Consider the following 18,642-nt stretch of genomic DNA (forward strand, 5'->3'; position numbering starts at 1 on the left):
ACTTCTTTCATAGAAGGGAAAAGAAATGGCAACACCTCCAAAAAGTGTGGATCGGCGCGTCCGGCGCACACAGCAGATGTTAAAGCAGGCCTTTGTTGAAGCAGTACGTGAAAAAGGGTTCGCAGAAACGAGCGTTCAGGAGATAGCCGAGCGAGCCAATGTGAACCGGGGAACCTTCTATTCGCACTTTCCAGATAAATATGCGCTGCTTGACCTTGTTGTTCATGAACAATTTCAAATTTACCTGGCCAACACACTCCCACCCATTCCGTCAAAAGATCCCTCATTCGTCCATTTGCTCATTGAGAAGGTTCTTATCTACTTTGCCGAAATGAAGGAAGGGTGTCATCCAATGGACCTTGTTATCGCGCGGGCGCAACAGGCCGCGCACGAAGAACTCACAAGGCTCCTTAGAGCATGGCTCACGCTAAATATCCAGCCAGGAATTCACCCAAGGGTGCCATTAGATACGATAGCGCAAACCATGAGTCAGGCAATTCTGGGGGCAGCGATCTGGCAAAGCGAGGGCACACGCCCTCGACCCGCTGCACAGGCCGCATCCGACATTCTGCTAATACTCATGGAAGGTGTTACCCAGGCCAGCAAATAGTGTAAGGATCTCTATGCTATTTCGCAGAAGATACGACGATCCGATGCATGTTACAAAGCCCTGTCACTCTCGTCCCATTTGCCTGAGCACGTCCACGCCAGACGTGATGCCGCAGCCCGCTTCACTGAACACTATGAGGTCATCGCGACCATCGAGATCCGTGGGCAGGTCCTCTTGGAGGATGCAACCAGCCGCCTCTTCCCCGACCGGGTTACCGTGAGTCAGCTTGATGATATCCTATATAGGAATATCTTTCACGGCGACCTGAGAGCAGGTACTGAGGAGAAGGTGGCTCGCTCCTTCTCCTCAGTGAGAGCGCCCCATTTCTTCTGTGGGTCCCATCCAACGTGATCTCTATTCAGCGTTTCTGGCCGCCTATCTCGATCCAGCAGATACTCATCCCTCGTGTGCCCGATACCAGCCGTATTGGGAAGGTGCGGAAGCGCGCCTGCGGGCAGCACACGAGTGTCTCATCCAACGTGCGAGAGAGGGGCAGGTCCTGCCCCAAAGCTTAGGTGTGATTCGAGCCAGAGCGCGTCTGCCCGAAAGTTCAGGGGAGCTCTCAGAATTTTCTCTGCGTGACCACCGTCTTGGAGCAACAATTGTGGGCATGAGCCGTCCGGTGCGGATTGAGGAGACGTTTGCGTTTGCCGAGCTATCCATTCCTCAGGCGTTCTTCTGGAGAGAACTTGAGGCTTTGCTGTGATTGGCTTTGCTGTGATCGAGCGAAATCAACCTACTTGGTGGGAGAATGGCAGATTCCTTATGTCAACGCTCCTGCTGCACATCGCGAGCCGCTTCCACTTATGGCCCACTCGTCGCAACGCAGCGGACCACTTCTTCCTCCAATCCTTCTTTCCTCACGCCCATCCAAGATTACAGGAGATGGCGGGTGCCTTCCCATTTCATCCATCACCACTCACCTCCCACACTCTACATGGACACCTTTTTCTGACCGTGTTTTCTAAAGCATCTTGGAGAAGGTGATATCGATGTGGTGAAAGTTCATCAATAAATTTTTTAAGTTAACAATGCCATTCAGGAGCCGCTACTTGCGGATGCGGCTCCTTGACCCACCTCTCTCCTGCTGCTTTACTCCTCGATATCTAGCTCTGAGCAGGCTTGGTAATATAGGGTTGGGTTGGGTCCCAATCAGTGAACTTATAATCGTCTGGGCTAACCTTATAGCCCTTCTGTTGTGCTACCTTGACGGCGTCATCCTGTGCCTTCTGCATACGTCCTTCTATGTCGGAAAGGGCAGCCTGAAGGTCCTGAAGCTGACCGGTATAATAGCCAGCTATGACATCATCTAAATTGGGCTTGACCGCCTGCACCTCCACATGCGCCGTCTGAGGATTGCGTATACTGGGATCAGGAGCAGGCTTTGCCAGATTGCCAAGAGCGACAAACGCAGCAAATGGTTTGAATTTTATCTTGCTGGGATCGTTATTCTGCGGAAAGACCGAGAGATCCTCGTTGTACTGTTGCGCCCAGCGTTTGCCAGCATCTACGCTATACAGCCAGTCGAACCAGGCCCAGGCCTCTTCGGGATGCTTCGTCTCTGCAGGAATAGCCCAGAGGGTACCACCCGGACTTGTAGGAAAGTAACCTTTTGGCGTCTCCGTGGGAGAGATCAATGTCGTTAGCGAGTAATCGGTGAAGTTATGCGTTGTCCATTCAGCCTGGTTCCAGACGCCTCCAATTGTCATTCCGTACTTGGCGCGCTCGAAGTAGGCACGGCTGACCTCGTCAGAGATACTCACCGAGTTAGGGTAAATATAGCCTTTGTTTTTCCACTCTTTGAACAGGCTCAAGAAGTCGTAATAGTTGCGATCCATGTTATAGGTATATTTACCGACACGGTAATCCATAGTATAAGCGCCGCCAGTCGCGCCAGCCCCCAGGGTAAAAACATGCGTGTACCATTGGAACTGGCCTCCCCCGCTGTTGCCAAAGCCCAGGCCGTAAGTACTGCCGCCACTCTTCTTGGTAATAGTTTCAGCGAAATGTGTCACATCATCCCAGGTTTTGGGTATCATCACGCTGCCATCGCTATTGACCAGACCAGCATCGCGGAAGACTTTATTGTTGATATAGAGCTGAAGCCAGGGCGCAGCGCCAGAGATCGGAGCGGAGTAGAGCTTCCCGTTAAACACATTGTTTCCTTCGTGGAAGGTGCCTTCAGGGAACTTTGCTTTCCAGGCAGCATTGGCCCACTTATCAACCGGCATGAACCAGCTCTGCGAGACTTGAATATTAAAATTGGGTTGGGGAGGAATCATCGCCACATCAGGAAGTTTGTGACTTTTCGCGGCCAACGCATAGAGATTGGAATAGGAAGAGTTCAATTGGATCGTCTTTTTGATCTTGATACCGGGGTGCGCTTTCTCGAACAGCTTGATCTCATTATCGACCCAGGGAGCTTGGCTGACAAAATAGTCCCAATAGTTGAGTGTAATCGTATTTGATGAAGAACCGCTACCACCACAGGCCGCCAGGGCATCACCCAGCGCAGCGGCCCCCGCTGTAGCGGCAGCTGTCTTCACGAAACTGCGCCGACTGAAACGAGATAAAAAATCCATGGCGATATGCTCCTTTGCTTACGAAATAAAGTGATTGAACGTGCTTTACTTGCTCTTCATTGAATACTAGCAGGACGTATTGATATACCGTCAGTCTGTTGGCCTCACCTCCTTATAAGAGCTACCTGTCTCATAAGATATAGCATAGGGTAGAGACCTGGGCCTGAGATGATAGAGGCTGGCTGGAAGCCGGTCTCCCACCCATGTCATTATGATTTGACGGCACCAGCTACGCCATTGATGAAATAGCGTTGCAGCAGAACGAAAACCACCATGATAGGACCCAGGGTAATCACCGAACCAGCGGCTAGGTAGGTCCAGTTTGTGCTATTTTCGGCGATAAAGGCATACATACCTACTGCCAAGGTACGCAGTTCAGGAACACCTAGCGTAAAGACAAGGGGAATGAAGAAACTGTTCCAGGCGCCGATAAAGGTAAATAGGGCCACGGTAGCCAGCATGGGACCAGCTAGGGGAAACATCACCATCCAGAAACGCTGGTTGAAGTTTGCGCCATCAACACGTGCCGCATCCTCAATCTCACGCTCCATAGACGAGAAGTAGCCCATGAACAAAAATGTGCTGAAAACCATGCCGCCGGACGCCTGCACCAGAACGACTGAAGCCAGCGTATCCAACAGACCGAGGCGCTGGACAAGATCGAAGACAGGAATAATAGTATAGCCATGTGGTAGAAAGAGTGTCAGTGCGATGAGCCCGAGCAAGAGTTTCTTGCCTGGGAAATTCGTACGTGCCAGCGCGTAACCAGCCATCGCAGTAAAAAGCATCACCAGGATGACGGTTGTTCCCGCCACAATGGCGGTGTTAAAGAAGTACTGGCCAAAAGAGGCCTCGTTCCATGCATTGGAATAGTTAGACCACTCAATCTGCCGAGGAAAAATATTCAATCCCTGATCAAAGAAGTCGGCGTTGGTCTTCAGCGAACTGCCCAGCATCCAGAGAAATGGATACATCCAGATAATGCCGCCGACGAGCAGAATGAGGTGGGTTAGCCCGATACCCCCTTTCTGGCGAATGTTGTAGAATGACCGGCGAGGTCTTTGTTGCTTCTCTCTTATAGAAAATATACTCATTAGAATCCTCCATGTGCATCCTCTTTATTGACCGCTCTCAATGGCACGCTGGCGATTGATGTAACGGAATATCAACAATTGCGCTACGGAGAGGCCAAGTAAGATTAGGCCATAGAAGAATGAAGCAGCCGAGGCAAAGCCGACATTGGGTTGAACGCCTGCTCTGGCGTTACCACCAAATGCCTGGTGATAGATATAGGTGTTAACCACCTCGGTCGCGCCATAGGGGCCACCGTCGGTCAAAACCAACACTAGGTCAAAGACCTGGAGACTGCCCAGAATCGCCAGAATCAGAATGACCAGGCCAACCGCGCGCAACAGCGGAATTGTGATAGTGAAGAAGCGGGCAATGCTGTTGGCCCCATCGATGCTGGCCGCTTCATAGAGTTCGGAGGGGATAGTTTGCAGACCGGCAAGGAAATAGACCATGTTATAGCCCAACGTATTCCAGATGCCTATCACGATAATGATGCCCAGCGCAAAACGCGGATCACCCAGCCAGTCAATATGCTCATGAATTAGATGCGTACTCAACAAAAGCTGATTCAGATTATCGCCAAAATTTGAGAGGATCAGTTGTATCACAACGCCAATGACCGCAGGGGAAGTCACAGCTGGAATAAAATAGACCGAGCGATAGAAAGAGGCAAAGCGCAATTTGGGATTATTGAGGACGAGCGCCAGAGCCAGGGCAAGTAGTAACTGGATAGGTACCAGCACGAGGGTATAAATGAACGTATGCAGAAAGGCACTCCAGAAAAAGGGATCGTGCATGACGCGCACAAAGTTATCCAGACCCACATAGGTCGAGGGGTCGCCAATGCCATTCCATTGATAGAGCGTATAACCCAGCGAGGCAAAGGTAGGATAGACCACAAAAAACAACAGCAGCACAAGCATCGGCGTAACATAGATATACGACCAGGCATTTGCACGTATCTCCCGCCAGAGAGAGCGTCTAGGAGCAGTGTACCTCTGGTGGCCTGCCGCCTTCGGTTCAGTTGGTAATGTTGGTGCTTGCATAACACTAGTCCCTTCTCAGTCCTTATACAACAAGCGGAAAGAGAGATGTCAAACAGCGGCAACCAGTTCTAAATGATGTTTGTTCCCTCGAGGATAACATACTCCCTAGTTCAGAACATATTGACTAGACATACGTACCCGCTCTAAACAGCACAATTGACGAGAATAGAAACAGAAAGCTAAGCGTGTTTCCTGCGCTCGTCGAAATACCTGTGAATTATACACATCAGGTCAAAAGGTTGACCTAATAGCGAGGGCATTGTTTTAGTAGCAACACAATTTGCGTGCAACGGTGGGGAACAATACATTAGAAAGGTAGGTGCTATCGAGTGCACAGATAGTTAGAAATATCTACATGCATTTACTCATGGATCATCTGACGCCAGGTTTCTCACCGGGTTGGGTTTCTGGGGAAGAAGGCAATACTTGATCTGAATAGCAGGCCTACTCTGGTTTTGCTCGCGTTTGATCGTGAATTGCAACATTGCAACCTCTGCTCTTTATTCTGCTAAAATGATCTAACAATATTTGGGATCGCTCCCATAACTTTATTACGAAAGAGTGTACCCAATAAATAAGTGCTTGTCAAGCTTTTACTTGTTTTGTTCTCCTGATGGCAGAGTTTCTATTGCATTTGTGAGCCTGGGTTATGAAAGAGCTGAGTGGCTCTTAAAGCCACAAGATTCACGAATTATCAGTTTGGTCGGCAAAATGATATGCATCGGCTTGGGCTCTTTCTCAGTATGCTCCAATTGTTCAATAAGCATCTCGGTAGCGCGGATACCCATCTCCACACAGGGTTGGCGAATAGTCGTTAGCTCTGGGAAGATCATTGTCGTCTGCGGGAGATCGTCGAAGCCGACAATCGCCAGGCCTTCAGGCACACTTCGCCCCTCTTCGTATGCTGCCCGAATGACACCCGCGACCATCATATCATTGGAGGAAAAGAGAGCTGTAGGCGGCCTCTCAAGCCGCAAAAAAACGCTTTGTTAACACATAACCACTGGCGGTGGACCAATTGCCCTCACCAACCAGCTCCGGATCCAGCGAGATACCAGCTTCCTCCAGAGCCTCCTTATAGCCTTGATAGCGGTCGGCGCTACAGGTGTCTCTGCTCAGCCCTTTCAGCATGGCGATACGCCGGTGCCCTAGCCAGATCAGGTGCTTAACCGCTATACGTGCGGCCTCGGCATTATCCACATCTACATACTGGAGGTCGTCTTGCCCTGGTTCATGGCCGATCCGCACGTAAGGAATGCCCGTCTCTTTGAGAAAGGCCGCGCAGGCATCATTGGCGTTGCTGCTGATTAACACAATCCCATCAAACTCACGCCCACGCAGCAGTTTAAACATGTCTTGCTCATCCATATCCTGCCGACCCATAAAGAGCAGAGAGCGATAACCCTGCTGTGTACACACCTGGCTCACTCCCTGGCCCATCAAGGCAAAAATTGGATTGCCAAAGAGGTTATAGACATTATCGGGCAAAATCAGCCCGATGCTACGCGTGCGCTGTGTGACGAGCTGACGCGCTGCTGCCTGGGGGGTGTATCCATAGGCGGCAATCACTTCCTGCACACGATTTCTTACAGCAGGCCGGACGCTCGGCTGACTATTTAGGACCCGTGACACTGTTGAACGAGATACACCAGCTAATCTGGCAATATCTTCAATCGTCAATTGCGGCATTTCGACCTCTATGTTTTTTTTAAATTTCTGGCATTTACTTTTGGGCAATACATCATGTACAATAGCTTTGGGATCGCTCCCAAAACGACCCTATCGTGAGCTTACTCAATGGCAAGCCCATTGTCAAGAGTGCATGTTCCAAAGTAAAGAACGCCGTGTGCCAGATTTTTTTGCTTGATCCCTCGCGCCTACGGCGCACGCCCTATTAAAGAAAGCATTTCACTGCTATGGAAGGAGGAGATTCTTATGGCTGACCAAGTTCCATTGCTCCCGTACAATGTGTATATGACAGAGCCGCCCCATCTTCCTGTGCGCGGGGCGGAGGACCAGGGAGGGCCTGATTTTCTTGTGCAGGCAGAGGTCAAAGAACGGCATGCGCGAGGAGTTGTGCTACAGGGCCAGACGTGTAGCGGAGAAACCGTCACTGTTACGCTCACCCTGGTAGCCGATGGCATCGCGCGGGTGCTGCTGGAGAATGAGGAGAGCGATCCCGCGCGTATACGCCTGGCGCGCGACCTCCCTGCGGACGAATACGAGATGACGATAACGCATTCTGAGGGATACGTTTACTTGCAAACGCCAGCGCTGCGTATAGAGGTCGCCCTTCAACCTTTTCATCTCACTTTTTGTGACGCTGACGGTCGCCTCCTACTTTCGCAGAATTACAGCGAGGTTACCGCTGTACGAATGAAGTTGACCGTGCTCCCCTTTGGCCTGAGCAAGGTGAATGGTCAGCGTGTCGCATTCCACGATACCTTTACCTCGGAGCCAGATGAGCACTTCTTTGGCTTTGGTGAGAAGTTCACTGATTTCGATAAACGCGGGCAACGCATTACGACCTGGAATATCGATTGTGGTGGGGCATTTAGCGAGCGCTCCTATAAAAATGTGCCATTTTTCGTGAGTACGCGCAAGTACGGCGTTTTCGTCGATACCACTAGCGCAGTGGATTTTGATATGGTGGCAAGCAATACAGCTACTTATAGCATCATTAGCCGGGACAGTGCGCTTGACTACTATGTGATAGCCGCACCTGATCTCAAGAGCATCGTGACGAAGTATGCCTCGCTGGTAAGTTTTCCCATTCTTCCGCCCAAGTGGTCTCTAGGTACCTGGATCTCCTCGGGCTTTCAACGTGATAGTGCGGAAGAGGTACTGCGCCGGGCCCGCCTCATCCGTGAGCACGAGATTCCCTGTGATGTCTTACACCTGGACTGCTACTGGCAACGTTTTGGCCACTGGTCTGAGCTATTATGGGATAGCGAGCTCTTCCCTGATCCCGCGGGTTTGCTGGCTGAACTGAAATCGATGGGCTTCAAGGTGTGTCTCTGGATGCATCCATATATTGGCATCGAGAGCGAGTATTTTACCAGGGGGGATGAGAAGGGGTATTTTCTCAAGAACGCACAAGGTCAAACATATGTGGTCGATATCTGGGGTGGCTTCCACCCACCAGTTGGCATCATCGATGTCACCAACCCCGAGGCCATCGTCTGGTTTAAAGAGCTGCTGCGCGAACCGCTTCGCGTTGGCGCCGACGTGTATAAGACGGACTTTGGCGAAGGCATTCCTAACGACGCGCTGGCTTATAGTGGCATCAAAGGCGAACAACTCCATAATCTCTACTCGCTGCTGTACAATGACATTGTCGCGCAAGTGACTGAGGAGGTTACAGGCCACACTGGATTGGTCTGGGCACGCTCCACCTTCGCAGGCGGGCAACGCCATGCAGCCCAGTGGAGTGGTGACGTCAACAGCACCTTTCCCGCCATGGCTTCGACCATACGTAGCGGACTGAGCATGGCTATGTGTGGGCACGCTTTCTGGAGCCACGATGTTGGCGGCTTCACAGGCCACCCCCCCACAGAACTCTATGTTCGCTGGGCACAGTTTGGCCTTTTCTCGCCAATGATCCGCGCCCATGGCAATTCTACCCGCCTTCCCTGGGATTTTGGTCCGCGGGGACTGGAGCTCTTTCGCACCTACGCTCGCCTGCGTTACCGCCTGCTGCCATATCTCTATACCTATGCGTGTGTAGCCGCGCGAACCAGCCTGCCCATTATGCGACCAATGGTGCTCGAATACCCGGATGATCCCTCGACCTACACGATGGATTTGCAATATATGCTCGGCGAGGAACTGCTGGTAGCCCCTATCTACAATCTCAGCGGGGAGCGTACAGTCTATCTGCCAGAAGGCCGCTGGATTGATTACTGGACGCGCGAAATATTTGCTGGCCCGCGTACGATCCGGGTACAGACGCCGTTAGAAACCCTTCCCCTTTATGTGCGTGCTAATGCGCTCATTCCGACTACCGCCCCTGTCTCCTTCACTGCCGAGGAGCCCTGCGCGGATATCACGGTCGACGCGTACCTGCTGGAAGAAGGTACGTTTGACCTGCAGGATACAGATGGTCTGACGCGCATCAGCGCCGAGCTGGAGGGCAGCCAGTTGCGTATCAACCTCGCAGGGGCCAAACATCAGCTTGCGCTTCGCCTGCTTCCCCTGGCCAGGAACGAGCTCGTTGCCGAGGTCTTGATCAATACTACTCAATCATGCAAGGAAGCATCGCCAGAGGAACAGCACCCACAAAATACCTGGGCGCGGGCCGAGGATGGTACTATTCTAGTAAAGCTAAGTGTCTGAGATCGATTCCTGAGAAACAACGAAATGAAATGAGAATTTGATGCAATCATTTGCGCCTTTAAATTCACGCGCGCCCTTTATCTGGCACGGGGGAGACCTATAACACAGAGCAATGGCCACGGGCTATCTGGGACGAAGATATCCAGCTCATGCAGGAGTGCCATTTTGAGGTTGCAACATTGGGCGTATTTAGCTGGGTTTCGCTTCAGCCTGAGGAGGATCGCTTTACCTTCGAGTGGCTCGATACCATTCTGGAAAATCTGGCTGCTGCGGGACGCTTCGCCTGCCTGGCCACACCAAGTGCGGCTCAACCAGCCTGGATATCGCAGTGCTATCCCGATGTCTTGCGCGCCGGGGAAACTGGCGTACGTTGGCATCATAGCTGGCATGCTGGCTGTACAGATGGTATTGTCAACTTGTTCGTGGGGGGGAAATATATTGATGAGCTATAACGAGGAGAGACGCTGAAGGGCAATGAGAGGTGAGGATGTCTTTGTGGTTAGGCGACCAGTTTCACCCCGGTCACTTCATTCTATTGCTGGAATCGACCCTGTAACGTGGCACGGTATTCTCGCGCATTCAAACGATGACGTTGCGGTTGGAAATGCCCCGAGATGGGACCAAACGCGGAAAGAAGGCGTTGCACCTTTTTGGCTGATTTGAATTTGCGCATTTTCTCCTCGCGAAGTCGGGTGGGTTGATGCGAGTTCTCAGCTCGATTGTTCAGGCCTTTGTGCTAACGGTGCTCACCCCCAGGCAGGATTTCGCGTTTCGCCGCCCCATAACTCTTCAGCTTATCAGTAATGATGACCTGCGGAACGTATTGGAGCCCTTTGAGCAGCTTGCGAAAAGGTATTGTCAAGTTGATGAAGCGACACACAAAAGCTCTTTTTCATGAGAGAATGCCCTCATGAAAAAGAGCGTCTCATCTTCACCCTACAAAGGGTATCGCTTTCCACATGCGGGTCCAGAGTCGACGCAACACACAAGCTGCCAAGAGGTTCTTTCGCAAGCTCTTAAAGGGGCTCAAGTATGCGCCTCACGTCATTATCACTGACAAGCTTGCCGGCTCTGTTGCAGCTAAGAAGGAAATCCTGCCCAGCGTCGAGCATCGACAACACAAAGGCCTCAACAATCGAGCTGAGAATTCGCATCAGCCCACCAGACAACGAGAACGAACCATGCGACGTTTCACATCTCCTGGTCACGCTCAGCGCCTCCTCTCGGCCTTTGGGCCCCATTTCCGATCATTTCCGACCCCGAAGGCATCATCTCACGCCTCAGAGTATCGTGCGCTTCTACAGGAACGATTTGAGATCTGGAAGGAGGTTACCACCGAAAAATCAGCTGCATAATGGGCCTTTTCTCCAGTTCCCTCCTCTCGTTCTCTCAGCAAGCGTTTTCTCGCTACTTCTCGCTTCTTCAAACATTAACTTGACAATACCTCTTGATCCCCTTTTTTATCATTCGGAGCCAATTGATACCCTTTTCATTTATCAACAACAAATGGTTCCTGAAACGCCGGATGAGCCACTAAGAGTCCCCGCTCTTGCATCATTTCCTCCAGGTCGCGGTCGCTTAAAGCATATCTGAGACACCAGAGCGCGCAGAGCACAATGATCTCTAAGAGAGCTGGAAGGAAGATTTTTGAATGGAGAATTGTTTTTCTTCAAAGACATATTCAGAGAGGTTGACTTATTCATGTGCCAATGGTCACACTTGCAAGAGCTATGGATTAAGACCAGATCAAGTGGCTGTCGAAAGTGGAGGGAGGGTAGGTATCATCCATCGGAAGGATGTATACGGCCAAGTTTAAAGCCAACGTGGTAAGGGAGGTATTGAGAGAGGAGCAACGCGGATAATATACGTTTCTCGTGATTAAACAGCAATAATGTTTCGTTCGCTTTCTGAATTGAAGGGTATAAATAATGCTACAGATGGATAGTCAGCAACAACGAGCTCTTTCTTCACCTCTGACGGGAGTACTGCATTCCAGTAAATCGCTTGGCTGGAGCGGAATAGTGGTAGAGCAGAGCTATCACGCTGCTGGAGAATATGTCTACTCCCCATTACCCCTGCATATGATTTGTTTACATCAGGATCGTTCTATCCCTCTCGAACAAGTTCGGGACGGGCACTTTTTAAATGATATTATAGATCGCGGACAGATACAAATCATTCCTGCTGGGGCAGAAAGCACCTGGCGTCAACAAAGTGGAATCTCTCATATGCAGGTGCTTCTCACTTCGGAGTTCTTGCAGCAAGTCGCTGAAGCCTCCAATCAACCTCATGTCGAACTTCTTCATTATTTCAATGTAAAGGATCTTCGTATTGAATCTATCAGTTTGGCGCTGCTGACAGAACTGCTTGAGGGTGGAACGACAGGGCGCCTCTACGTAGAGGGTTTGACAACGGCTTTAGCAGCTCACCTTGTTCATACCTATACTGGCACTTCCCATCTTCTTCCCAGAAAAACAAAAGGACTGCCTCCCTCTTTCTTCCAGAGAGTTACATCCTTGATTGAAGATCGCCTTACTGAGAATCTGAGCCTTGCCGACCTTGCCTCTGAAGTGGATCTGAGTCCATCGCACTTTGCAAGCCTTTTTCGAGAGACAACCGGTTTTACTCCACACCACTATGTTTTGCAACGCCGCTTAGAACGTGCATGCTCTTTGCTCAAAACGACCAGACATTCGATCGGTGAGATTGCTGCTGCGGTGGGCTTTTATGATCAAAGCCACCTGACCCGGCAAATGCGGCGCTTCATGGGCATCACCCCAACCTCTCTCCGGCATTCGCATGTTGACACAAATTGATGCCCCAGGACTTGATCCCCTGGGGCTACATGTTCTCCCCCATGTGAAAAATCCTCTCGCTCATGTGAGATTGCCGTCGCCATGGGATTATCTGATCAATGTCACCTGGTCTGTTCGATGCGACGGTTGATGAGTGTGTGATACCGAGATCCTTGCGCGGCCATTGGGGGTGCTTGCCTCAAAGATCGGGGAATTTTCCAAAAAATCAGCAGATTGTCCAAGATTTGTCTCTTCAATTTCCAGTACACTGTGTGTACATCTTTTTATTGTCCAACAGGCCGTGCTGCCCTACCTGCGCGAGCAGGGAAGCGGCCACCTTTTGCAAGTGTCGTCGATGAAAGTGTTGCGATGTCTGGTGACTTCGCATATGTTGCTCAGCATATTGCAAAACAGAAGCATCCGCGCACAGTAGCATAGGATAGAGGTGAGTAGCTTCTCGGCATCCAACCGCACCTATCGAACTGCGCAAGACCGCTTTTTCTGTTTCACCCTATGATGGAGAAGTACTATGACCAAAGCTACTGATAACAAAGCTCTCGTTCTTGAGGCTTTCAACACGCTCTTCAATAAACGTGATTATAAGGCTGCCGAGAAATTCTGGTCGCCGCGCTACATTCAGCATAGCGCACATATCGCCCCCGGAAGAGAAGGCTTGTTTAATCTTGTCAGGTCGAATCCTGCTGAATTGCATTACGAAAACGCGCTTATTGTGGCCGAAGGAGAGTATGTTTTCCTTCATGGTCGCTTTACCGGCAACGGGCAGCCAAGAGCCTGGATTGCCGCCGACATTGTGAGGATTGCCGACGGTGTTCTCGCTGAACATTGGGATGTGCTGCAGGACGAAGTTACGAAGGAAGAGTCGAAGAGCGGGCTGCCGATGTTTGGCACTTCCTTCGCTGAACCGGCACGTCAGGCTGCGCCAGCTACGGCCGCCTCACAATTGACGGTAGAACAGGCACGAGCGATCGTGGCCCCGTTGTATGACGCGCTGAACCAACCTGCCAAGAAGGACGTAAATGCCTTGCTGGCCAAAGCCGCCAATCCTGATTACAAATCATTTCATACAAATGAAGACGGGCTTACACGCGACCAACTGGCCGACGTATTTAAGAACATGGGTTCAGTTATCCCTGATTTGCACTGGACAATTAAGGATATTCAGACGCTCGGCGATCAAATCATAGTACGAGGTGAAGCTACCGGCACACCCATAGGCGAGTTTTGGGGAGCAAAGCCGACCGGCAAGAGCTTTAAGACAATGGCGATTGATATATTCACGGTGAAAAATGGTAAACTGGCATCTGCTTATCATATTGAGAACTGGATGACAGCCTTGCAGCAGCTCAACAAGTAGGGGTAGGAGGATCTATGTCTAAAACCATGGACAAAACTGCCCCTGCGCAGTCGAATACACACAAAACCGCTCCCACTCAATATGTTAGATATCCGCTTCGCTTACCGGCGTTTTGCGCATCGCGGAGGGGTTCCATTATTGATGCTCAATTACCTCTCAACGAATATGGAGGTAGTTCCCCGCTAATTGGTAGTTGAGCATAAGCCCCCTTGCTCAACTACCAATTAGCGGCCGAAGACGAGTTGACTCGGCTGCTGGAGCAGTTGGTTGAGCTTGTTTAAAGCGTTGTTCCAGACCTACGCCGAAAGGTAGAGGAAGAGATTCGTCAGCTTGAAATAAGGCTCCAGTATCTCAGCAGTCGCGTGGGTTGATGCGAATTTTCCGCTCGATTGTTCAATCGCTTGTGCTGTCGATGTTCCACTCCGGGCAGGATTTCGCGTTTCGCTGCCCATAACTTCTGAGCTTATCGGTAATAATCACTCGTGGGACGTATTGCAGTCCTTTGAGGAGCTTGCGGAAAAACCGCTTGGCGGCCTTTGTGTTGCGTCGGCTTTGCGACCCGCATGTCGAGCACGTTGCCATCTTGATCCACAGCTCGCCAAAGGAAATGCAGGGAGTATGGCGCTTTTTTTGCTTTGCGTTGTAATCTGTTTTATTACAACACAAAGCAAAACTTCCCAGCAGTGCTGGGGCATTTTTTCTTTTGCTTATGGATGTAATAAACATTGTTTCAATGAAGAAAGAAGGAGTTCTTTCCAATGGCACAGATAGTCCAATCTTTAGCGCCGGACGGGCAGAAACGTCCGGCCAGAATTAATCCACGTATTCTCCTGCTGGCGCTGGGCATGTTTGCGTTGGGCACCGATGCTTTCGTTGTTGCCGGAGTTCTGCCTGTTATCGCTCACGAAACAGGCATCACCGTCAGTGTGGCCGGACAATTAGTCACTGCTTTTTCGCTCACGTATGGATTGGGGGCACCTCTCCTGGCTGTACTGGTGAGCCGCTTGGCACCGCACCGGGTCTTAATTGCCTCTCTTGGCCTTTTCTGTCTTGCAAATGTGGCATCGGCATTTGCACCAACCTTTCCGATCTTGCTGCTGACACGTATTTTGACTGGCTGCTTCGCCGCGATCTATGCGCCGCAGGCATATACGATGGGTATCGCACTCGCTCCGCCAGAGAAGCGTGGCCAGGCTTTGGCCCTGGTGGTCATTGGGCTGACCGTTGCGACTGCGCTTGGCTCTCCGCTAGGAACCTGGGTGGGTGAGCTCTTTGGCTGGCGTTTCTCCTTTGGTCTGGTCGCAGGTCTTGCCGGAATAGGGTTTCTGGCCTTTCTTCTCAGTGGTTTGCCCAGGATCTCGGCGCCGCCAGCTGCGTCGTTGCGGCAGCGTCTCGCTCCCATCACGCAACCTCGCCTGGTACTGGCCTTACTGCCCACGTTCCTGTGGAATCTGGGTATCTACACCATCTATACCTATATTGGACCGCTTTTGCAGCAAAACATACATATTATGGACATTAGCGGTATGCTGGTCGCCTATGGTCTGGGTGTGGTTCTTGGTAGTTGGTCGGGAGGCATGATCGCGGATCGTGTGGGACCAACACGTCCATTAATTCTCTCCCTGGTGCTGCTATTGGTTATAGAGATTGTCCTTCCGCTGGTAACGACAACGTGGCTGGGAGGAGTACTGATGCTCTTTGCCTGGGCTCTATTGGGAGCGTTGCTCTTCGTTCCCCAGCAGCATCGTCTCTTGAGTGTGACCCCTGAACATGCGAACGTTATTCTGGCCCTGAACAATTCTATGCTCTACCTGGGGATAGCTGGGGGAGCTACCGTGGGAGGACTGGCTCTCCATGCAATCGCGGTGACTCAACTGGGTTGGATTGGGGGGCCTGTGTGCTCCTCGCCATGCTGTTGCTATTTGTAAGCCTGTTGTTGCTAAAGTAGCAACCAGACCATAATATATGGTTTTAACAAAATCTAGCCAAGAAATCTTTGGAAGCCTTTCCAGATATGTCATACGGTTCTGTCAGAACTAAGAACACAAAAGCAGGGCCGATCCTCAATCCCGTAATCCATTGGGCTATGAAGCCATCCGCATCATGAGTTGCAGGGCAGTAAGTCGTTCACAGAATAACTGTCGTTGATCTGATAGGGACACCGGTTCTCCCGCAGTAGCACGCGGACAAAAATAGTTGCATAATTCGTCAAAGGCACAGCAGAAACAAGCGACTGAGTCGAAACTTCCGAAGCCATGCATGGGATAATACCGTACTGTCATGAGTGGAGCAAATCGTGTTTTCCACTCTCGAACTGCTTCGTGAGTGAACTCCCAGCCGCGCTCCAAAAACATTTCAGCCAGATCTCGCAAGCTCAATTTGTATCGGAGCCGCCACAGAACGACCAGAAGGACGATATCAGTAGAATTTTCCAGGAAGTTGAACGGCGTTCCTGTCCGCTCATTGAAGAGGCGTTTGCAGGCTGAGCAACGGAATGGACGATAGCCGAGCGCAGTTTTCTGGGCTTGCTCTTTCGTGGTAGCTGAGGCGCAATGCGGGCAGGTCATAGAGCACTCCTTCGCAGATGAGTCGTTGTTCTCAACATACATTGCAAACGACCTCCATGACAAGTCTTCCTCCGAATTCTGACAGAACCCAATGCTGGACGTTGCTGCTCATCGTCTCACGTATGGCCCGCGGATAGGACATATGGCCATCCGTCGTCACTTGATCGGGAACATGGCCAACGGGGAGCATCATTTCGCAGCCATTCCGGCGTCATCGCGTTGTAGCTCTCATCTTAGGATACAGGACAAAAGTAATGATCGCAAGAGGAGAAAATCCTCATGTCCCAACTGCGCCATTTTTCTGTGATGTGCGGAGGGTTGCGAACAAAACGACGCGAGCAGGCAGGGCGGTCCTGGTATGTGGATGAGACCTACATCAAAGTCAAAGGGAAATGGTGCTATCTCTACCGGGCCATTGATGCGGATGGGAATCTGGTTGACTCGCAACTCAGTGAGAAGCGGGATATGGAGGCAGCCCAGTGATTTTTCAGGCAGGCGCTCGCTGTTGTCGGACACGCTCCGGAACGGGTAACAATCGACGGGCATCCCTCCTATCCACGAGCAGTACGTGAGGTACTCGGTAGCAGTGTGTAGCATCGGACCAATAAATATCTCAATAATTGCATAGAGCAAGACCATCGGGGAATCAAGCAACGGAAATACTAGGAGATGATGGGAAGAAAGCGGTAAGGTCTCTGAGGCGTAAAGGGGGACATCTGCTCTTAGCCCGGGTCTTAGTTCACCCTCATCCTCCTCACATGCTCCCACTCTTCTTCCGCAAGCAGCAGGCGCAGAGAGTTGAGGCCTCACGCCTGTTTTACCGCTTTTCATTCACCCATTTTTCTGTTCTTCTGCATCACAGACCCCTATCATTCTCAAGAGATGGTTAGGACACGCAAGGTTTGACGATGGGCCAAAACAGTCAGGTGGTTGCTGCTCTCCACGTCAGCGATCTGGAAGTAGAGAGCAGATTCACCACCATACTCTACCAATCTTCCTGGTTCACTGGTCCAATGCGGATGCTGCAGCAAAAACTGCTGAGTGAGCGGATGCGACCAGTAGACCAATTGATCGACGGAGGGTATCTCGCCACGTCCGCCCATGTCCTTGCCGCAGTGGACACAGTACATATGAATCCAGAATGGGTAGGGAGACATCCCAAGGCGTTCGGGATACGGAGAGAGAGGTGTCTCTGTATCGTTTCCTTCAACACGGACCAACGCTGGTGCTCCACAAGACAAACAGGGATGCCGGCCCTTGAGGAGCGCTGGCAGCAGGCAATCTGTCAGCCCTTGCATCGTCCGCTTCCAGGCAGGCCGAAACGAGTGAAGCCCTGAGAGCTGGACCAGGCCCATACTATGGACCGTATCCTGATGGTAGCGCCGAACACAGTCAGGACAGCGGAGGTGAAGATTCGATCTCTCCTCAACTCCTACTGCCATAAAACACCCCTCAAGCAGATGACGCGCACAGAGGGGACACCACAGACGGGTTTGCTGCCATCCCTCAGCCAGTGCTTCATCCAACGTCAATCCCATTGCTTCTGCTTCGTGACGCAACGGTCCGTGGAAAATGTGACGCAGATGGCGGCGTGCTCGATACAGGCGAACCTCCAGAGCGTTACTTGAGAGAGAGAGGCGCTCGGCAACCTCGGAGCGAGGAAGTTCAAGCAGGTAACACATCTCCACTATCTGGCGCGTCTTGCGAGGTAACGCATCAAGCGCCCGGTCAAGCAACAGGGCCAGGTCCTGGCGGCTGAGTTCTTCAAGAGGATCAAGCGTATCAGCGGTGAGAAGGTCGGTCTCGTTGGAGACGTTCTCATACTCCATCGCAGAAGATGGCTGGGGCAATGGTACATGCCGGAGAAGATTCATCTCACGCCTACGAGCCGCGCGACGACAGATATTGCGACAGATCTCGTCAATCCAGGCGTGAAAACCAGCCGGAGAGTGGAGGCGCTCCAGATGACTCCATGCTTCAAGTAGTGTATCCTGTACCACATCGTCGATGACATGCGATTCAACGCCTCGTGCTCGCGCAATGCGAGCGAGGCGCAGACGTGTCGATGTCAGTATCCCATTTTGATCCGCTAGCAATGCAGACCGTAGCCACTGCCGTTCGCCAGGTAAGCACTGCTGCACTGGAAGATCGATGATTTCTTGCATAGCTTTTCCTTTCTTCGTATCTGCTCTCTTATCACGTGAGAGGAGCTTTTCTTACACATATTTTCGAGCATATCGGGGGTCATACGCTCTCTTCTA

At 51.4% G+C, this 18,642-nt stretch carries 13 protein-coding genes and 7 pseudogenes; 11 read left to right on the forward strand and 9 right to left on the reverse strand.

From position 1 onward, the window contains the following. Nucleotides 1–25: 25 nt before the first annotated feature. The 3 genes and pseudogenes from K3T82_RS42200 to K3T82_RS48655 form a co-directional block, all read left to right on the forward strand. Nucleotides 26–610: a TetR/AcrR family transcriptional regulator gene (locus tag K3T82_RS42200; protein ID WP_220199474.1), complete on the forward strand. Its 585-nt coding sequence runs from the start codon at nucleotides 26–28 to the stop codon at nucleotides 608–610. A 78-nt stretch (nucleotides 611–688) separates the two neighbouring features. After that, entirely contained in the window at nucleotides 689–961 is a 273-nt protein-coding gene (locus tag K3T82_RS42205) for a hypothetical protein (RefSeq protein WP_220199475.1), read from the forward strand. Continuing rightward, nucleotides 942–1,316: pseudogene (locus K3T82_RS48655) on the forward strand (hypothetical protein); the annotation flags it as partial. The gene K3T82_RS42205 and the pseudogene K3T82_RS48655, both read left to right, overlap by 20 nt. Nucleotides 1,317–1,716: 400 nt before the next feature. On the opposite strand, the gene K3T82_RS42215 reads toward K3T82_RS48655, so the two are convergent. The 5 genes from K3T82_RS42215 to K3T82_RS49505 all read right to left on the reverse strand — a co-directional run bounded on the left by K3T82_RS42215 (nucleotide 1,717) and on the right by K3T82_RS49505 (nucleotide 6,998). Then, entirely contained in the window at nucleotides 1,717–3,192 is a 1,476-nt protein-coding gene (locus K3T82_RS42215; RefSeq protein ID WP_220199476.1) for an ABC transporter substrate-binding protein, read from the reverse strand. Nucleotides 3,193–3,401: 209 nt separating this feature from the next. Then, complete coding sequence (locus tag K3T82_RS42220) at nucleotides 3,402–4,286, reverse strand: carbohydrate ABC transporter permease (protein ID WP_220199477.1); 885 nt, start codon at nucleotides 4,284–4,286, stop codon at nucleotides 3,402–3,404. Nucleotides 4,287–4,310: 24 nt separating this feature from the next. After that, nucleotides 4,311–5,309: a carbohydrate ABC transporter permease gene (locus K3T82_RS42225; RefSeq protein WP_220199478.1), complete on the reverse strand. Its 999-nt coding sequence runs from the start codon at nucleotides 5,307–5,309 to the stop codon at nucleotides 4,311–4,313. 647 nt (nucleotides 5,310–5,956) lie between these two features. After that, nucleotides 5,957–6,286 (reverse strand): LacI family DNA-binding transcriptional regulator, encoded by a 330-nt coding sequence (locus K3T82_RS49500; RefSeq protein ID WP_220199479.1) that lies wholly within the window; start codon nucleotides 6,284–6,286, stop codon nucleotides 5,957–5,959. Further along, on the reverse strand, nucleotides 6,276–6,998 hold the full coding sequence (locus K3T82_RS49505) for a LacI family DNA-binding transcriptional regulator (RefSeq protein ID WP_220199480.1): 723 nt from the start codon (nucleotides 6,996–6,998) through the stop codon (nucleotides 6,276–6,278). Before K3T82_RS49505 ends, K3T82_RS49500 begins: the two co-directional genes overlap by 11 nt. A 246-nt stretch (nucleotides 6,999–7,244) precedes the next feature. Between K3T82_RS49505 and yicI the strand changes: the two genes are divergently transcribed. Then, the gene (yicI, locus tag K3T82_RS42240) at nucleotides 7,245–9,644 is read left to right on the forward strand and encodes an alpha-xylosidase (RefSeq protein ID WP_220199481.1); all 2,400 of its coding nucleotides are present in this window, start codon (nucleotides 7,245–7,247) and stop codon (nucleotides 9,642–9,644) included. A 149-nt stretch (nucleotides 9,645–9,793) separates the two neighbouring features. Next, nucleotides 9,794–10,096, forward strand: a complete 303-nt coding sequence (locus K3T82_RS42245) for a beta-galactosidase (RefSeq protein WP_236031890.1) — start codon at nucleotides 9,794–9,796, stop codon at nucleotides 10,094–10,096. A gap of 80 nt (nucleotides 10,097–10,176) precedes the next feature. Here the strand turns inward: K3T82_RS42245 and K3T82_RS42250 are convergent. Then, nucleotides 10,177–10,494, reverse strand: a pseudogene (locus K3T82_RS42250) (DDE-type integrase/transposase/recombinase); the annotation flags it as partial. 94 nt (nucleotides 10,495–10,588) lie between these two features. On the opposite strand from K3T82_RS42250, the pseudogene K3T82_RS42255 reads away from it, so the two are divergent. The 4 genes and pseudogenes from K3T82_RS42255 to K3T82_RS50595 form a co-directional block, all read left to right on the forward strand. Beyond that, nucleotides 10,589–10,999: pseudogene (locus tag K3T82_RS42255) on the forward strand (DDE-type integrase/transposase/recombinase); the annotation flags it as partial. A 573-nt stretch (nucleotides 11,000–11,572) separates the two neighbouring features. Further along, nucleotides 11,573–12,460 (forward strand): helix-turn-helix domain-containing protein, encoded by an 888-nt coding sequence (locus tag K3T82_RS42260; RefSeq protein ID WP_220199482.1) that lies wholly within the window; start codon nucleotides 11,573–11,575, stop codon nucleotides 12,458–12,460. Between the two features lie 508 nt (nucleotides 12,461–12,968). Beyond that, nucleotides 12,969–13,355: pseudogene (locus K3T82_RS50590) on the forward strand (nuclear transport factor 2 family protein); the annotation flags it as partial. A 93-nt stretch (nucleotides 13,356–13,448) separates the two neighbouring features. Continuing rightward, nucleotides 13,449–13,814: pseudogene (locus tag K3T82_RS50595) on the forward strand (ester cyclase); the annotation flags it as partial. 358 nt (nucleotides 13,815–14,172) lie between these two features. On the opposite strand, the pseudogene K3T82_RS42270 reads toward K3T82_RS50595, so the two are convergent. Further along, nucleotides 14,173–14,424 (reverse strand): annotated as a pseudogene (locus tag K3T82_RS42270) (DDE-type integrase/transposase/recombinase); the annotation flags it as partial. 148 nt (nucleotides 14,425–14,572) lie between these two features. Between K3T82_RS42270 and K3T82_RS42275 the strand changes: the two are divergent. Further along, nucleotides 14,573–15,742 (forward strand): MFS transporter, encoded by a 1,170-nt coding sequence (locus tag K3T82_RS42275; RefSeq protein WP_220199484.1) that lies wholly within the window; start codon nucleotides 14,573–14,575, stop codon nucleotides 15,740–15,742. 156 nt (nucleotides 15,743–15,898) lie between these two features. Here K3T82_RS42275 and K3T82_RS42280 read toward each other — a convergent pair whose 3' ends face one another. Then, on the reverse strand, nucleotides 15,899–16,381 hold the full coding sequence (locus K3T82_RS42280) for a hypothetical protein (protein WP_220199485.1): 483 nt from the start codon (nucleotides 16,379–16,381) through the stop codon (nucleotides 15,899–15,901). Nucleotides 16,382–16,732: 351 nt separating this feature from the next. Between K3T82_RS42280 and K3T82_RS50600 the strand changes: the two are divergent. Then, a pseudogene (locus K3T82_RS50600) lies at nucleotides 16,733–16,817 on the forward strand (DDE-type integrase/transposase/recombinase); the annotation flags it as partial. 439 nt (nucleotides 16,818–17,256) lie between these two features. On the opposite strand, the gene K3T82_RS42290 reads toward K3T82_RS50600, so the two are convergent. Then, nucleotides 17,257–18,546 (reverse strand): RNA polymerase sigma factor, encoded by a 1,290-nt coding sequence (locus K3T82_RS42290; protein WP_220199486.1) that lies wholly within the window; start codon nucleotides 18,544–18,546, stop codon nucleotides 17,257–17,259. Nucleotides 18,547–18,642 lie beyond the last annotated feature (96 nt).

The sequence above is a fragment of the Ktedonospora formicarum genome, assembly GCF_016587355.1.
GTDB classification, from domain to species: Bacteria; Chloroflexota; Ktedonobacteria; order Ktedonobacterales; family Ktedonobacteraceae; genus Ktedonobacter; species Ktedonobacter formicarum.

Bases quoted from the DNA above. Each gene is read 5' to 3' on its own strand.
- K3T82_RS42200 (WP_220199474.1), top strand. From the start codon at position 26: ATGGCAACACCTCCAAAAAGTGTGGATCGGCGCGTCCGGCGCACACAG.
- K3T82_RS42215 (WP_220199476.1), bottom strand. From the start codon at position 3,192: ATGGATTTTTTATCTCGTTTCAGTCGGCGCAGTTTCGTGAAGACAGCT.
- K3T82_RS42220 (WP_220199477.1), bottom strand. From the start codon at position 4,286: ATGAGTATATTTTCTATAAGAGAGAAGCAACAAAGACCTCGCCGGTCA.
- K3T82_RS42225 (WP_220199478.1), bottom strand. From the start codon at position 5,309: ATGCAAGCACCAACATTACCAACTGAACCGAAGGCGGCAGGCCACCAG.
- K3T82_RS49505 (WP_220199480.1), bottom strand. From the start codon at position 6,998: ATGCCGCAATTGACGATTGAAGATATTGCCAGATTAGCTGGTGTATCT.
- yicI (WP_220199481.1), top strand. From the start codon at position 7,245: ATGGCTGACCAAGTTCCATTGCTCCCGTACAATGTGTATATGACAGAG.
- K3T82_RS42245 (WP_236031890.1), top strand. From the start codon at position 9,794: ATGCAGGAGTGCCATTTTGAGGTTGCAACATTGGGCGTATTTAGCTGG.
- K3T82_RS42260 (WP_220199482.1), top strand. From the start codon at position 11,573: ATGCTACAGATGGATAGTCAGCAACAACGAGCTCTTTCTTCACCTCTG.
- K3T82_RS42275 (WP_220199484.1), top strand. From the start codon at position 14,573: ATGGCACAGATAGTCCAATCTTTAGCGCCGGACGGGCAGAAACGTCCG.
- K3T82_RS42280 (WP_220199485.1), bottom strand. From the start codon at position 16,381: ATGACCTGCCCGCATTGCGCCTCAGCTACCACGAAAGAGCAAGCCCAG.
- K3T82_RS42290 (WP_220199486.1), bottom strand. From the start codon at position 18,546: ATGCAAGAAATCATCGATCTTCCAGTGCAGCAGTGCTTACCTGGCGAA.